Genomic DNA, 14,257 nt, shown 5'->3' on the forward strand with positions numbered 1-14,257 from the left:
GTTCACCTCCGGTCGCACTGTTCGTCGGGTCGTGGGTCACGATCCGGAGCGGATCGTGATGTGGTGCCGTGTGTTCGTGGTGCGGTGTGTTCGTGGTGCGGTGTGTTCGTGGTGCGGTGTGTTCGTGGTGCGGTGTGTTCGTGGTGCGGACGGGACTCCCTGCGATGCGTCCGTCTGGGATGGCGTTCAGGCCCGGTGCATCGCAGGGAGACCAGCCCGCCGACGCCCGAAACTAAGGGAGGACGGGTGTCGGCGGGGGATCGTGGATCCCTCACGTCAATGATTCGGCACGGGGGGCCCGCCGGATTGGGTGAACATCCCGGCGCGCTCGTGTCGCCCGGCCGGAACCCGGGTGTCGAACCCGAGAGGGGCGGACCGACAGCCGTCCAGGAGCCGACGGGTTCGCCCCGACGCGTCGCTCACCGTCACCCAGCGATCGCCAGACGCCGTCGCCTGCTCGCGACGTACCCACACCGACGAGCCGAGGAGGCGCGGTGCCGGAGGGAAGGAGGCCGACGGTCGGTCGTCACGTCGGTCCTCGACCGAGGACCCGCCTCGGGAGGAAGAGGCGCCGGACCGCAGAAACGCCTCTCGGCGCGAGGCCGCTCGAAGCGGCTAAATTTGGAGCCCGGGGTTACTGCGGCCCGACAGGGAAGACTTTACCCGCCTCGGGCCGAGCGGTCCGCCGAGTTCGCGTCGTGCGAACGCGAGGCGGGTCCGCGCGTGTCGAGCGTGGGGCGGTCGGCGGTCGGCCGTCGGCCGTCGGCGGTCGCCCTCGGCCGTGCCGCCCTCCGCAGCGCGGCGCAGGCCCGCCCGCCCGCGTGGCGCGGCGCGGTGTTCAGTCGAGGCTGTCGTCGCGCCACAGGTGGGCGCAGGCGACGAGGTCGACCCCGAGCTCGCTGAAGCGCAGGGCGCGACGGGTGAGTTCGCCCGCGCGGTCGGACCCGACGGCGTCTTGGTCGTCGGCGACCGAGGTGGCGCCGGCGGCGGCGAGGCGGCAGAACGCGGCACCCCGCTCGAGGGCGATGGCGAAGTCGCCGACGAAGACCCCGCGGAGGATCAGGTCGGCGAGTTCGAGGATCTCTTCCGGGCTGGCCGGAGCCGGCGCGCCCGCGACGACCGGGTCGATCGTGGTGGCGACCTCGACCCCGCGCTCGAAGAGCTGGGTGACCTCGACCGGGTTCTGCCGGATGACGGCCCGCACGAGGTAGATGCGCCAGAGGGCGCCCGGCAGGCTGTGGGGACTGGCCCGGGCCCAGAGCTCGGCGACCGCGTCGATGCCGTGCTGGTCGGTGAAGGTGACGAGCCGGTCGAGGATCTCGGGGCTCGGGTCGTGCTTGACGCGCGCGACGAGGGCCGAGGCCGACTCGTGGGCGACGCGGTTCATCGTCGCGGGGTCGTCTCCGCCCTGGAAGGCTTCGAACTCGGACCCCGAGAACTGGGTCGGGCGGTGGAATGGTCTCGGCACCGGACCCACGATAGGCGCGACCACCGACACCGAGCCGGGCGTTCGCCCACGGAACCACCGCCTGCACCGGGCCCACCCGTCGACGCCCGTCGACACCGAGGAGGCGCGGGTCGGCCTGGCGGTCAGGAGGCGCGGCATCCCGTAAAGTGGACGCGCACGGGCCTCTAGCTCAGTTGGTAGAGCATCGGACTTTTAATCCGCGGGTCGTGGGTTCGAGCCCCACGGGGCCCACCTGTACGCGTCGCGATCGCCGACATCGCTCCGACGTCGTCGTCGCGTTCACGGACGGCCGTCTTCCGACCAGGAAGGTGGGGCCGACGTCGCACCCGAATGCGGCGGCCCCACCACGAGAGACCGAACCCGAATCCTGTCCCCCGATTTCAGGTGGTCCCACCCACCTGGCATGGGCAGAACATACGCCTTGTCCGCCTCCGCGTCTCGACGAGTCTGTTGAGGGCGAGAGAAAGCGCCCCTCCGGTTCGGGCCGGGAGGGGCGCTCGGCCTCCTCGCGACACATGTCGGGCAAGCCGACGGAGTCGTTACGGGGTACGCCAGGGTTACGGGACCCTGGGGAGACAGCAGTCGACGTTACGCGCCCGGCATCGTGCCGGTCTCAGGTTCGCGTTTTCTGGACATTGACCCTCGAGCGAGTCTCGACGAACCGCCACGTCATCGTCATGAGCCGGACGCCCGGTACCGCACGCCCCACGTGCCCGTCCACGTCTCGCCCGGCTCGAGCCAGCGCAGACCCTCGCCCGAGGCCAGCGCGTTGGCCGGTGCCGTCATCGGTTCGGCGGCGACGGCCAGCCCCTCGACCCCGTCCCGGGGGAAGTTTCGGGGCGTGAACACCTGCACGTACTCGAACGACGGGTCTTGCCAAAGTTCGGTCGTCGAGCCGTCGGGGGCCGTGAAGGTCGTCGTGCGGATGCCGTCGGCGTCGGGCTCGACGTCGCGGTAACCCGTGTCGAGGTCGAGGTCGCCCAGGCGAGGGCCCTGCGAGAGGTCGAACGCGGTGCCGGCCACCGGCACCGTGCCGACCGGGATGCTCGCCTCGTCGGTCTCGTACCGCGTCGAGGCCGCCAGCGTGACGGTCAGCGTCGCCGGATCGTGGTCGCCCACACGGAAGAACGGGTGCGACCCGACGGCGAACGGGGCCCGGTCCGGGCCGACGTTCGTGATGGTGTGCGTCACGACCATGCCGTCCGGGACGAGCTCGTGCCGCACGCTCGTGTCGAGCTCGAACGGATAGCCGTGCTGGGGGAACACCGTCGCTCCGAGCGTCACGGCGTGGGGCTCGCGGTCGACCACCTGGTAGGCCGTGTAGCGCAGCAGCCCGTGGCTGGCGTTGCCCTTGGACGGCTCGGTCAGGTCGAGCTGCTGCTCACGGCCGTCGAGCGTCCATCGGCCGCGCGCGACCCGGTTCGGCCAGGGCACGAGGGTGATGCCGCAGGCGGACGGCGGCACCTCGTCGGCACCGAAGGTCTCGGTGAGGGCGATGCCGTCGACGGCCAGCGCGCGGATGCCCGCCGCCACCTGCGTGACCACACCCGTGACGCGGTGCCCGTCGTGCTCGAGGGCGAGGTCGTACTGTTCTCCGGTCGGGCTGCTCGTCGTCATCGTTCCAGTCTCGCTCTCGGGTGTCGGTGGCGTCCGGGATCGCTCGAGGCCCCGCGACGGGGGCCCGGGCTCAGGGACGCGAGGGGGCAGGGTCGCGAGGAGGCGCGTCGACCTCGCCCGCGCCTCCTGCGGTGACGACGGCGAGGCCGGCTCGACGCAGCTCGGCGACGGGCGCCTCGTCGGCCCCCGCCGTGATGAGCGCCTCGAAGGTGTCGAGCGGACCGATGACGCCGAGGTGGGCCTCGCCGAGCTTGCTGCCGTCGGCGACGATGTACGACCGGCGGGCGGTCTGGGTCATGAGGCGCTTGAGGTCGGTCTCGGGCAGGTTGACGTTCGTCACCCCGTGGAGGGCGTGGACGCCGGTGCAGCCGATGAACGCCAGGTCGGCCGTGACGCTCGCGAACACGCTCGTCGCCAGCGGGTTGACCAGCGAGTGCTGCAACGGCCGCAGGGTGCCGCCGGACACGATGACCGTGAACCGGGGCACGGCCTGCTCGAGCGCCAGCGCGATGGTGAGGCCGTTCGTCACGACCACGACGCCCTCGAGGTCGTGCCGTTCGAGCAGGGCAAGCGCGATCTGGGTTGTGGTCGTGCCGACGTCGAGCACGACGCAGTCACCCGACCGTACGAGCGACGCGGCCTCGACCCCGATGGCCCGCTTGGCCTCGGTCGAGACCGAGCTCTCTTCTTCGAACGGTCGCTCGGCCGGGCGGTCGACGGACAGCGCCCCACCGTGCACGCGCGAGAGCAGGCCGTCGGCCGCCAGGCTCTCGAGGTCGGTGCGGATCGTCACCTCGGACAGCCGGAACTCGCGCGCCAGCTCGGCCGTGCGGACGAAGCCGCGACGCCCGACGAGGTCGGCGATGCGGTCGCGACGCCGCTCACCCGGCAGCGGCGCGGGCTGCGGCACCGGGGGCGGGGTCGAGTTGCCGTTCACCCGGCTAGTTTCGTATGCTTTCACGTACTTTCGCAACTGCAAATCGTAGTAGCGAGTGCCCCGAACTGAAGGAGGCGCGATGTCGTCCATCACGAAACGCGCGACGGTCCTGTCCGACGGTCGCGAACTCATCTACTTCGACGACGCCGACACCACGCTCACGGCCGAGCGACGCGTCGACGCGCGCACGCTCGATCCGCGGCCCGACACGGCGACCATGCGACAGGACGTCCTCACCGGCGAGTGGGTCTCGATCGCCGCGTCGCGGCAGAACCGTGTGTTCCTGCCCCCGGCCGAGCTCGACCCGCTGGCGCCGGCCAGCGAGACCAACCCGTCCGAGATCCCCGACGTCTACGACGTCGCCGTGTTCGAGAACCGCTCGCCGTCGTTCGGGCCGCTGCTCGAGAGCGACGACGCTCCCGAGGGCCTCGACGACCTGACCCGCATCGGCCTCGAACGCACCCTGCGCAGCGTCGGCCGGTGCGAGGTCGTCTGCTTCAGCCCCGAGACCCACGGGTCGTTCGCCGACCTGAGCGAGTCACGCGCCCGCACCGTGGTCGAGGCCTGGGCCGACCGCACGGCCGCCCTGTCGGCGCTGCCCGGCATCCAGCAGGTGTTCCCCTTCGAGAACCGCGGCCAGGCCATCGGCGTCACCCTGCACCACCCGCACGGTCAGATCTACGCCTACCCCTACGTCACGCCGCGCACCACGCGGCTGCTCGACAGCATCGAGACCTACGGGCCGACCCTCTTCGCCGACCTGCTCGACCGCGAACGCTCCGGCCCCCGCGTCGTCCTCGCCGGCGAGCACTTCACGGCCTTCGTCCCGTTCGCCGCGCGATGGCCCATCGAGATCCACCTGCTGCCGCACCGTCACGCCCCCGACTTCGCGGCGCTGACCGACGACGAACGCGACGAGCTCGCGGTCATGTACCGGCGCCTCCTGCGGGGTGTCGACGCCCTGTACGACGACCCGACGCCCTACATCGCCGCCTGGCACCAGGCCCCCGTCGGCGTCGGACGCGACACCGTGCGCCTGATGCTGCAGATCACCTCGCCTCGCCGGGCCGAGAGCAAGTTGAAGTTCCTGGCAGGCTCCGAGGCGGCGATGGGAGCCTGGGTGGGCGACCTCGTCCCCGAGGTGCAGGCCGACCGAATCCGAGAGGCGATCGAGCGATCATGACCGACACCACCACTCCCCAGGGCTTCCGCGAGGTCTTCGACACCGAGGTCGCCGGACGCTGGTCCGCCCCGGGCCGCGTGAACCTCATCGGCGAGCACACCGACTACAACGACGGCTTCGTGCTGCCCTTCGCCATCGACCGACGCACCACCGTCACCGTCGGTCGGCGCGACGACCGCCTGCTGCGCGTGGCGTCGTCGTTCGAGGGCGGCGTGCACGAGGTGTCGCTCGACGACCTCGACCCGGCATCGATGTCGGGGTGGTCGGCGTACGCCCTCGGCATCGCCTGGGCGTTGTCGGTCGCACACGACCGCGCCGACTCACCCTCGTTCGCGGCCGCCGGGGGCGACCTGTCGACCATCGACCTGTCCGGCGTCCCCGGCCTCGACCTGTTCGTCGAGTCCGAGGTGCCGGTCGGCGCAGGGCTCTCGTCGTCCGCGGCGCTCGAGTGCTCGGTGGCCGTGGCCTTCGCCGAGCTCTGGTCGCTGGACGTCAACCGCTCGGCCCTGGCCGCGGTCGGGCAACTCGCCGAGAACGAGGTCGTCGGCGCACCGACGGGCATCATGGACCAGTCCGCGTCGCTGCTGGGTGAGGCCGACTCGGGCGTGTTCCTCGACTGCCGCAGCCTCGACGCCGACGTCGTCGACCTCGGCTTCGCCGCCGCCGGCCTCGAGGTGCTCGTCGTCGACACGCACGTCGAGCACGCCCACGCCACCGGCGGCTACGTCGAGCGTCGCGCGTCGTGCGAGAAGGGTGCCGCCGCCCTCGGCGTCGACTCCCTGCGCGACCTCGACGCCGACGACCTCGTTCGGGCCGAAGAGCTGCTCGACGACGAGACCTTCCGTCGCGTCCGTCACGTCGTCACCGAGAACCAGCGCGTGCTCGACACCGTCCGCACGCTGCGCACCGACGGCCCGCAGGCGATCGGCCATCTGCTCGACGCCTCGCACGTGTCGATGCGCGACGACTTCGAGATCTCGGTCCCCGAGTTGGACCTCGCCGTCGCCACCGCCCAGGCGACCGGTGCCGTGGGTGCCCGCATGACGGGTGGCGGTTTCGGCGGGTCGGCCATCGCGCTCGTCCCCACCGAGGCCCGCGCCGACGTCGAAGCCGCGATCGTCGCCGCCTTCGCCGAGGCCGGCTACACGGCTCCGACCGTCTTCACGGTGCACGCCGCCGAGGGCGCCCGCCGCGACGCCTGACGCCGGGCTGCCCTGCCACGGGCACAGCGCCACGAGATGGGCACAGCACCACGAGATGGGCACAGCACCAGGGGAAAACCTGGCGCGGTGCCCATCTTCTGGCGTGGTGGGAGCGGCGGCAGTGCTCCCCGCCACGAGATGAATACGCCGCCACGTCATTGCGTGGCGGCGTGTCGAATTCGTGGCGGGATGCCGGCACGACCCCGACTCAGCACCACGGGACGGCCAGCGCACCACGAGGTGGGCACAGCACCACGAGATGAGCACAGCGCCAGGGGAAAACCTGGCGCTGTGCTCATCTCCGGGCGTGGTGCGGGCAGCGGCAGCACGCCCGGCAGGCCCCGGCGTCAGGGACGCTCGGCGGCCTCGACCACGTTCTTCAGCAGCATGGCCCGGGTCATCGGCCCGACCCCACCCGGCACGGGCGACTGGAAGCCCGCGACCGCGGCGACGGCCGGGTCGACGTCTCCGCGCAGCTTGTACTTGCCCGTCTCCTCGTTCAGCACGCGGGTGATGCCCACGTCGATCACGGCGGCCCCGGGCTTCACCCAGTCCGGCTTGACCAGCCCCGCGACGCCCGCGGCGGCCACGACGATGTCGGCCCGGCGCACCTCGGCGGCGACGTCGACCGTCCGGGAGTGCGTCAGCGTCGCCGTCGCCTCGAGGCGGGTCAACAGCAGCCCGAGCGGCCGCCCGACCGTCAGCCCCTGGCCGATGATCGTGACGTGCGTCCCCGCGATCGGGATGTCGTAGGCGTGCAGCATCTCGACGATGCCGCGCGGCGTGCAGGGCAGGGGCGTGTCGATCGACCCCTTGCCGCCGGGCACGGCCAGCACGAGCTCGCCGAGGTTGACCGGGTGCAGGCCGTCGGCGTCCTTGGCCGGGTCCATGAGCTCGAGCATCGCCGTCGGGTCGATGCCGGCGGGCAACGGCAACTGGATGATGAACGCCGTGACCGCGGGGTCGGCGTTCATCGTCTCGATCGCCCGACGGATCTCGTCCTCGGTCGCCGTGTCGGGCAGGTCGATGCGGATCGACTCGATGCCGACCTCGGCGCAGTCACGGTGCTTGCCCGCGACGTAGGACAGCGAACCGGGGTTCGCCCCGACCAGGATCGTCCCGAGTCCCGGCGCGATGCCCCGGGCCTTGAGGGCGTCCACCCGGAGGCGCAGGTCGTCCTTGACGGCGGCGGCCAGAGCAGTGCCGTCGATCTTCACGGCGGACAAGTCGTCGCCGGGGACGAAACGGGCACGCTCGACGCCCACCGCACCCCGTGACGAGGCCTCGACCCCGACGTCCGCCGGAGTCCCGGCCGCGACGTCAGCGCTCACGCGTAGAGCGGGAACGCGTCGGTCAGCGCCTTGACGCGGGCCGCGAGAGCCTCGACGTCGGGCGAGGGCATCAGCGTGAGCGCGATGATGTCGGCGACCTCGGCGAACTCGTCATCCGAGAAGCCACGGGTGGCGAGGGCCGACGTGCCGATGCGCACGCCCGAGGTGACCATCGGCGGGCGGGGGTCCCACGGCACCGAGTTGCGGTTCACCGTGATGCCGACGTCGTGCAGCAGGTTCTCGGCCTGCTTGCCGTCGACCTCGCTGGCGCGCAGGTCGACGAGCACCAGGTGCACGTCGGTGCCACCGGTCAGCACGTCGACCCCGGCGGCCTTGGCGTCGTCGGCCGTGAGGCGGGCCGCGAGGGCCTGGGCGCCGCGGATGGTGCGCTCCTGACGGTCCTTGAACTCGGGCTCGGCGGCGAGCTTGAACGCCGTCGCCTTGGCCGCGATGACGTGCATCAGGGGGCCGCCCTGCTGGCCCGGGAACACGGCCGAGTTGAGCTTCTTGAACAGGGGCTCGTGGTTCGAGAGGATCACGCCCGAGCGGGGACCCGCGAGGGTCTTGTGCACCGTCGACGAGACCACGTGCGCGTGCGGCAGGGGCGACGGGTGCAGGCCCGCGGCCACGAGGCCGGCGAAGTGCGCCATGTCGACCCAGAGGTAGGCGCCCACCTCGTCGGCGATGGCACGGAAGGCCGCGAAGTCGAGCTGACGGGGGTAGGCCGACCAGCCGGCGATGATGACCTTGGGCTGGTGCTCGATCGCCTGGCGACGGACGACGTCCATGTCGATCAGGTAGGTCTCGGGGTCGACCTCGTAGGCCACGGCCTTGTACATCTTGCCCGAGAAGTTGAGCTTCATGCCGTGGGTCAGGTGGCCGCCGTGCGACAGCTCGAGACCGAGGATCGTGTCGCCGATGTCGGCGATCGCGGCGAGCACGGCGGCGTTCGCCTGGGCACCCGAGTGCGGCTGGACGTTGGCGAACTCGGCGCCGAACAGCGACTTGGCGCGCTCGATGGCGAGGTTCTCGGCGACGTCGACGAACTCGCAACCGCCGTAGTAGCGACGACCCGGGTAGCCCTCGGCGTACTTGTTCGTCAGCACCGAACCCTGCGACTCGAGCACGGCACGCGGCACGAAGTTCTCGGAGGCGATCATCTCGAGGTAGTCGCGCTGGCGCCCCAGCTCTTGCTCGAGGACGGCGGCGATCTCGGGGTCGACGACCGAGAGCGGCTGGTTGAAGGTCGACGGCTGGCGATCGGTCGACTCGGCGGACGAGGCGGCGGTCTGGGCGCTGGTCTGGTCGGAGATGGTCACGGAGGACTCCTTGGCACACGGGACGGACGGAGGTCGGATGTCGTGGCCCAGGCGTACGGCCACGCACGTGTGTCAGTCGCTCCCCGATGGTGACCATCTGAACGCCAGTCGCGACCCGCACAGCATAACAAGACGACCCCTGACGGGGAACCCGCTCGGCGACCGTGTGACACCCTGGACGGGTGAGCCCCACCCTCGACGACACCCGCACGGGAACGGAGGCCGACCAGCGCCTCCTGACCTCGCCCGACACCCCCTGGGTGACGCTCGTCTGGGATGACCCGGTCAACCTGATGACCTACGTCACGCACGTCTTCGAGACCTACTTCGGCTTCGGCCGGGCCGAGGCGAAGCGCCTGATGATGCGCGTCCACACCGAGGGTCGTGCGGTCGTCGCCACGGGCAACCGCGAAGCGATGGAGCGGCACGTCGAGGCGATGCACGACTACGGCCTGTGGGCGACCCTCTCGAAGGAGGACGAGGCGTGACGCTGGTGCCGTTCGTCCGCCCCCGGGGCGGCAACGAGATCCGCGTGCGGCTCGACGCCGACGAGCGGGGCCTGCTCACCGACCTGGTGGGTCAACTGCTGTCGCTGCTCGAGAACGGTGACGAGGGCGATCCGGCCCTGGCGCGCCTCCTGCCGGCGGCGTATCGCGACGACGCCGAGGCGGCCGCCGAGTTCCGGCGGTTCACCGCCGACGACCTGACCCGGCGCAAGGTCGAGAACGGCCGGGCGGTGCTGGCGACGCTCGGCGAGCCGGGGTCGACGCTCGACCGTGCCGCCCAGCAGTCGTGGCTGCGCACCCTCAACGACCTGCGCCTGACCCTCGGCGAGCGCCTGGGGGTCACGGGCGACGGCCTCCCCGAGGGCGGTGACCGACAGCTGCAGGCGATGGGCCACGTCTTCGACTGGCTGGGCTACCTGCAGGAGGCGCTGCTGCGGTCCCTGCCCAAGGGCTGACCCAGCGCCACGCGCCCGGCGCCCGGCGCCCGAACCCGGCGCCACGCGCCCGGCGCCCCGCAGGGCGAGGGCCGCGACCCGGCGATCGGCAGACCCATGGGTCGAGGACTAGCGGTTCTCCTTCGGGAACACGACCCAGAGCACGAGGTACACGAGCACCTGGGGCCCCGGGAGGATGATCGACAGCACGAAGATCAGGCGCACCAGGAAGGCGCTGATGCCGAAGCGGTTCGCGAGGGCGGCGCAGACTCCGGCGATGATCTTGCCGCGGCGGGGACGAGTGAGGGAGGCCATGCCCTCGAGCATGCCAGCCCCGCCTGGAGGGCGCCAGGGCCGCCTCGCGGGCCGGCGCCCGGTACGCGAGAATGGCCGGATGAGCGCTTCACTCGTGGCCAAGGGCCTGGCCGGCGGCCACGGGCACCGCACCCTCTTCGACGACCTCGACCTGACCGTCGCCCCGGGTGACGTCGTGGGGGTGGTGGGTGTGAACGGGGCCGGCAAGTCGACGTTGCTGCGCCTCCTGGCGGGGGTCGACGAGCCGCAGGCCGGCACGGTCACCCTCAACCCCGGCGACGCCTTCGTCGGCTGGCTGCCGCAGGAGCACGAGCGCGTGCCCGGAGAGACCGTCGCCGACTACATCGGCCGCCGCACGGGCAGCACGCAGGCCACCGCCGAGATGGACGCCGCCGCCGCCGCCCTCGGCGACCCCGACCCGGTGCCCCGAGCCGACGGCCTCGAACCCGCCGACGTCTACTCGACCGCCCTCGACCGGTGGCTCGCCAGCGGCGCCGCCGACCTCGACGACCGCCTGCCGCAGGTGCTCGCCGACCTCGGCCTCGACCGTGACGGCGACGGAGCCGTCGGCCCCGACAGCCCGATGACCGGCCTCAGCGGAGGCCAGGCCGCCCGCGTCGGCCTCGCCGCCCTGCTGCTCAGCCGCTTCGACGTCGCGCTGCTCGACGAGCCCACGAACGACCTCGACCTCGACGGCCTCGAACGACTCGAGCGCTTCGTGCAGGGGCAGCGGGGCGGCATCGTCCTCGTCAGCCACGACCGCGAGTTCCTCGCCCGATGCGTCACGAAGGTGCTCGAGCTCGACCTCGCGCAGTCGTCGAACCGCGTCTTCGGCGGCGGCTACGACGCCTACCTCGACGAGCGCGAGACGGCCCGCCGTCACGCCCGCGAGGCCTACGACGAGTTCGCCGAGAAGAAGGCCGACCTCGTCGGCCGCGCCCGCACGCAGCGAGAGTGGTCGAGCCAGGGCGTCCGCAACGCGATGAAGAAGGCCCCCGACAACGACAAGATCCGTCGCAAGGCCTCGGCCGAGTCGAGCGAGAAGCAGGCCCAGAAGGTCCGCCAGATGGAGAGCCGCATCGCCCGCCTCGACGAGGTCGACGAGCCCCGCAAAGAGTGGCAGCTCGAGTTCACGATCGGCGCCGCACCCCGGTCGAGCTCGGTCGTCTCGACCCTCAGCGGTGCGGTGTTCCGCCAGGGCGACCCCACGACGGGCGAGTTCGTGCTCGGTCCGGTGTCGCTGCAGGTGGACGGCGGCGACCGCATCGGCATCACCGGCCCGAACGGCGCCGGCAAGTCGACCCTGCTGCGCGGCCTGCTCGGCCGCCAGGCCCCCAGCGAAGGAGGCGCGAGTCTCGGAGCCAGCATCGCCGTCGGCGAGATCGACCAGGCCAGGGCACTCCTGGCCGGCGACGTGCCGTTGGCCGACGCGTTCGAGGCGCTCGTGCCGGACTGGCCCCAGGCCGAGGTGCGGACGCTGCTCGCCAAGTTCGGGCTCAAGGCCGACCACGTCTCGCGTCCGGTCGACGAGCTCTCGCCCGGCGAGCGCACCCGTGCCGGCCTCGCCCTGCTGCAGGCCCGAGGCGTCAACGTGCTCGTGCTCGACGAGCCCACGAACCACCTCGACCTCGCCGCCATCGAACAGCTCGAGCAGGCCCTCGAGTCGTACGACGGCACGCTGCTGCTCGTCACGCACGACCGGCGCATGCTCGAGACGGTCCGGCTCGATCGCCACTGGAGGGTCGAGGGCGGCACCGTCACCGAGTCGTGAGGGCGCCGACGCCGTCGCCGGTGAACGACCCCCGCGCCCCTCGACTACCGTCGTCGTCATGACCCGAACCACCCGACTGGTCGCGGTCGCCGCTGCCCTCGCCCTGCTCACGGGCTGCACGGCGGGCCCGACCGACCCGAGCGAGCCCACGGGCGGCGCCTCCGCGGACGGGACCTCCTCTCCCCAGCCGACCCGCGCCTCCTCGGAGCTCGCCGACTGGGCGACCGCCCTCGACGCCCGCGACGACTACTCCGCCCGCTGGGTCGCCGTCGGCGACTCGATCTCCGAGGGCATGGGCGCCTCGACCGTGGACTCCCGGTGGATCGACCTGACCCTCGACGGCCTGCGCGAGCGCTACCCGACCGACGACGTTCCGGGCGGGGTCGGCTACCGGCCGGCCGCGTTCGCCGTCGCTCCCCCGGCCTCGACCTGGGCCCGCTGGGCCTCGAGCAGCGAGGGGTCGGTGTCGGCGTCGTCCCGCACCGCCGACCTCGGCTACCGCGCGGTCACCCTCGGTGCCGGCGCGACCACCACGTACCCGTTCACGGGCACCGACCTCGACCTCTGGTGGTCGAGCGGACGCGGCACCTTCGACTACACCGTCGACGACGGCGAGGCGGTCGAGGTCGACACCCGCGACTCCATGGCCACCAGCGGGATCACGTCGGTGACCGGGCTCGACGCGGGCGCACACACCGTGACGATCCACGCGCAGACGCCGGTCGACCTCGAGGGTCTGACCGCCTTCGACGGCGATCGCGACCGCGGCATCACGCTCTTCGACTCGTCCCGCTCCGGCGCCACGGCCCGCACCTTCACGGCCGACCTGCCCGGGTTCCTCGACTCGATCGCCGCGACCAAGCCCGACCTGGTCACGATCACCCTCGGCGCCAACGACGCGTTCAGCCGCACGCCGGACCAGTTCGAGGACGACTACCGCACCCTGATCGACGGCCTGCAGAGCCTCGACGACCCGCCGTCGGTCCTGCTGATGGGCGAGTTCGTGCCGGGCACGAACCTCACCGAGGGGCTGGCCGGCGATGCCGCCGAGTACGACGCCGTCGTGCAGCGCCTCGCGGCCGAGACCGGCAGCGCCTACGTCGACCTCGCCGACGCCCTGCCAGCCGACGGGGTCGCCTCGCTGCTCTCGGCCGACGGCGTGCACCCGAACGACGCCGGCCAACGCGTCATCGCCGACTTCGTGCTCGAGAAGCTCAGCGTCGACTGAGCGACCCGTCGAGTGGTCCCGAATCGTGGTTCGGCCCGCACGCGAGGACGTTTCGGGACCACTCGACCGACGTGTCGAGCGGGACGAGGAGGCGCGGGCGCGTCACGACGACGACGCCCGCCCCGGCGGGGCTCAGTCGAACAGGCCGTAGGCGGCGTCGAGCGTTTCGTCGGTGCTGAGCGGGGCGGCGTCGCCCGCACCGGTCGCCGTGACGGCGATCAGGCCGTGCGGCGAGAGGACCGTGCTGGCCGAGGCCGTGATGCCCTGCTGCGTCACCGACTGTGAGAAGGCCTGGCCGCCGAACGCCTGGACGCGCGAGTCGTCGACGGTCTCGACGCCCTCGGTGCCCTCGATCTGCGAGGTCTGGGCGCTGATGTCGTCGGCGCTGAACTCCTGGCGCTGGGCGAGGACGACGATCGCCGTCACGTCGGCGGCGTCGGTCGCCTCGGTGGTCGGGGTGGCCCACTGGCAGTTCGCCTGGTCACCCGAGAACGTGCTGTCGCCGCGCAACTCCAGGCCGTCCACGACGCCGCCGAGTGCCGAGCCGACGTCGTCGCAGCTGGCGAGGTCGTCGAAGGTGCCCTCCGTCGAGCCGGCCGATGACCCACCGGAACCGGCCTCGTCACCGTCACCCGCGCCTCCTGAGGTGCAGCCGGCGAGCAGCAGGCCGAGGGCGAGCACGCCCGTGGTGGTGGCCGTCACGGCCGTTCTGCGCATGGTCGTGGTCATCGGGGGCTCCCTCGTGATCTGCCTCGGACTCGCTGTGCCCGGTGCTCCCGTCACCCTAACGAGGGGCACCTCCGAGGACGCACCGTCGTGGGGGGGGGGGGGGGGGGGGGCGGGGGGGGGGGGGGGCGGCGGGGGGCGGGGGGGGGCGGGGGGGGGGGCCCCGCGCCGGTCAGGAGGCGCGTGCGGCGTCGCGCAGCTCGTCGTGCGCCGCCAGGAA

At 72.2% G+C, this 14,257-nt stretch carries 13 protein-coding genes, 1 tRNA gene and 1 riboswitch; of the genes, 7 read left to right on the forward strand and 7 right to left on the reverse strand.

Annotated features, from left to right (window positions below):
- Nucleotides 1–838: 838 nt before the first annotated feature.
- The gene (locus ACIOSR_RS13710; RefSeq protein WP_055977451.1) at nt 839–1,468 is read right to left on the reverse strand and encodes a hypothetical protein; all 630 of its coding nucleotides are present in this window, start codon (nt 1,466–1,468) and stop codon (nt 839–841) included.
- A gap of 158 nt (nt 1,469–1,626) precedes the next feature.
- On the opposite strand from ACIOSR_RS13710, the gene ACIOSR_RS13715 reads away from it, so the two are divergent.
- A tRNA-Lys gene (locus tag ACIOSR_RS13715) sits at nt 1,627–1,699 on the forward strand.
- A 444-nt stretch (nt 1,700–2,143) separates the two neighbouring features.
- Here ACIOSR_RS13715 and ACIOSR_RS13720 read toward each other — a convergent pair.
- Both ACIOSR_RS13720 and ACIOSR_RS13725 read right to left on the reverse strand, forming a co-directional pair.
- Nucleotides 2,144–3,085, reverse strand: coding sequence for an aldose 1-epimerase family protein (locus ACIOSR_RS13720; protein ID WP_402752897.1), 942 nt, complete (start codon nt 3,083–3,085; stop codon nt 2,144–2,146).
- A gap of 70 nt (nt 3,086–3,155) precedes the next feature.
- Entirely contained in the window at nt 3,156–4,046 is an 891-nt protein-coding gene (locus ACIOSR_RS13725; protein WP_402752898.1) for a DeoR/GlpR family DNA-binding transcription regulator, read from the reverse strand.
- Between the two features lie 55 nt (nt 4,047–4,101).
- On the opposite strand from ACIOSR_RS13725, the gene galT reads away from it, so the two are divergent.
- Both galT and galK read left to right on the forward strand, forming a co-directional pair.
- Entirely contained in the window at nt 4,102–5,205 is a 1,104-nt protein-coding gene (gene galT, locus ACIOSR_RS13730) for a galactose-1-phosphate uridylyltransferase (RefSeq protein ID WP_159827720.1), read from the forward strand.
- A complete protein-coding gene (gene galK / locus ACIOSR_RS13735) occupies nt 5,202–6,407 on the forward strand; it encodes a galactokinase (protein ID WP_173153213.1) in 1,206 nt (401 codons plus the stop codon). The genes galT and galK overlap by 4 nt, the downstream gene beginning before the upstream one ends.
- Nucleotides 6,408–6,754: 347 nt before the next feature.
- Here galK and ACIOSR_RS13740 read toward each other — a convergent pair whose 3' ends face one another.
- Complete coding sequence (locus tag ACIOSR_RS13740; RefSeq protein WP_402752905.1) at nt 6,755–7,633, reverse strand: bifunctional methylenetetrahydrofolate dehydrogenase/methenyltetrahydrofolate cyclohydrolase; 879 nt, start codon at nt 7,631–7,633, stop codon at nt 6,755–6,757.
- A 101-nt stretch (nt 7,634–7,734) separates the two neighbouring features.
- A complete protein-coding gene (gene glyA, locus ACIOSR_RS13745; protein WP_082460133.1) occupies nt 7,735–9,051 on the reverse strand; it encodes a serine hydroxymethyltransferase in 1,317 nt (438 codons plus the stop codon).
- 44 nt (nt 9,052–9,095) lie between these two features.
- A riboswitch (ZMP/ZTP riboswitch) is annotated at nt 9,096–9,179 on the reverse strand.
- A gap of 60 nt (nt 9,180–9,239) precedes the next feature.
- On the opposite strand from glyA, the gene clpS reads away from it, so the two are divergent.
- Nucleotides 9,240–9,545 carry an ATP-dependent Clp protease adapter ClpS gene (clpS, locus tag ACIOSR_RS13750; protein WP_056043262.1) on the forward strand — a complete coding sequence of 102 codons (306 nt, stop codon included), beginning with the start codon at nt 9,240–9,242 and terminating at the stop codon, nt 9,543–9,545.
- A complete protein-coding gene (locus ACIOSR_RS13755; RefSeq protein WP_402752899.1) occupies nt 9,542–10,018 on the forward strand; it encodes a DUF2017 domain-containing protein in 477 nt (158 codons plus the stop codon). The genes clpS and ACIOSR_RS13755 overlap by 4 nt, the downstream gene beginning before the upstream one ends.
- A 108-nt stretch (nt 10,019–10,126) precedes the next feature.
- Here the strand turns inward: ACIOSR_RS13755 and ACIOSR_RS13760 are convergent, their stop codons facing one another.
- On the reverse strand, nt 10,127–10,312 hold the full coding sequence (locus ACIOSR_RS13760) for a PspC domain-containing protein (protein ID WP_054147120.1): 186 nt from the start codon (nt 10,310–10,312) through the stop codon (nt 10,127–10,129).
- Nucleotides 10,313–10,391: 79 nt separating this feature from the next.
- On the opposite strand from ACIOSR_RS13760, the gene ACIOSR_RS13765 reads away from it, so the two are divergent.
- Nucleotides 10,392–12,083 carry an ABC-F family ATP-binding cassette domain-containing protein gene (locus tag ACIOSR_RS13765; RefSeq protein WP_402752900.1) on the forward strand — a complete coding sequence of 564 codons (1,692 nt, stop codon included), beginning with the start codon at nt 10,392–10,394 and terminating at the stop codon, nt 12,081–12,083.
- A gap of 58 nt (nt 12,084–12,141) precedes the next feature.
- Nucleotides 12,142–13,311 (forward strand): SGNH/GDSL hydrolase family protein, encoded by a 1,170-nt coding sequence (locus ACIOSR_RS13770; protein ID WP_402752901.1) that lies wholly within the window; start codon nt 12,142–12,144, stop codon nt 13,309–13,311.
- A 132-nt stretch (nt 13,312–13,443) separates the two neighbouring features.
- Here ACIOSR_RS13770 and ACIOSR_RS13775 read toward each other — a convergent pair whose 3' ends face one another.
- Complete coding sequence (locus tag ACIOSR_RS13775; protein ID WP_402752902.1) at nt 13,444–14,040, reverse strand: hypothetical protein; 597 nt, start codon at nt 14,038–14,040, stop codon at nt 13,444–13,446.
- Nucleotides 14,041–14,257: the final 217 nt, after the last annotated feature.

Source organism: Frigoribacterium sp. NPDC087798 (assembly GCF_044742985.1).
Taxonomy (GTDB): Bacteria; Actinomycetota; Actinomycetes; order Actinomycetales; family Microbacteriaceae; genus Frigoribacterium.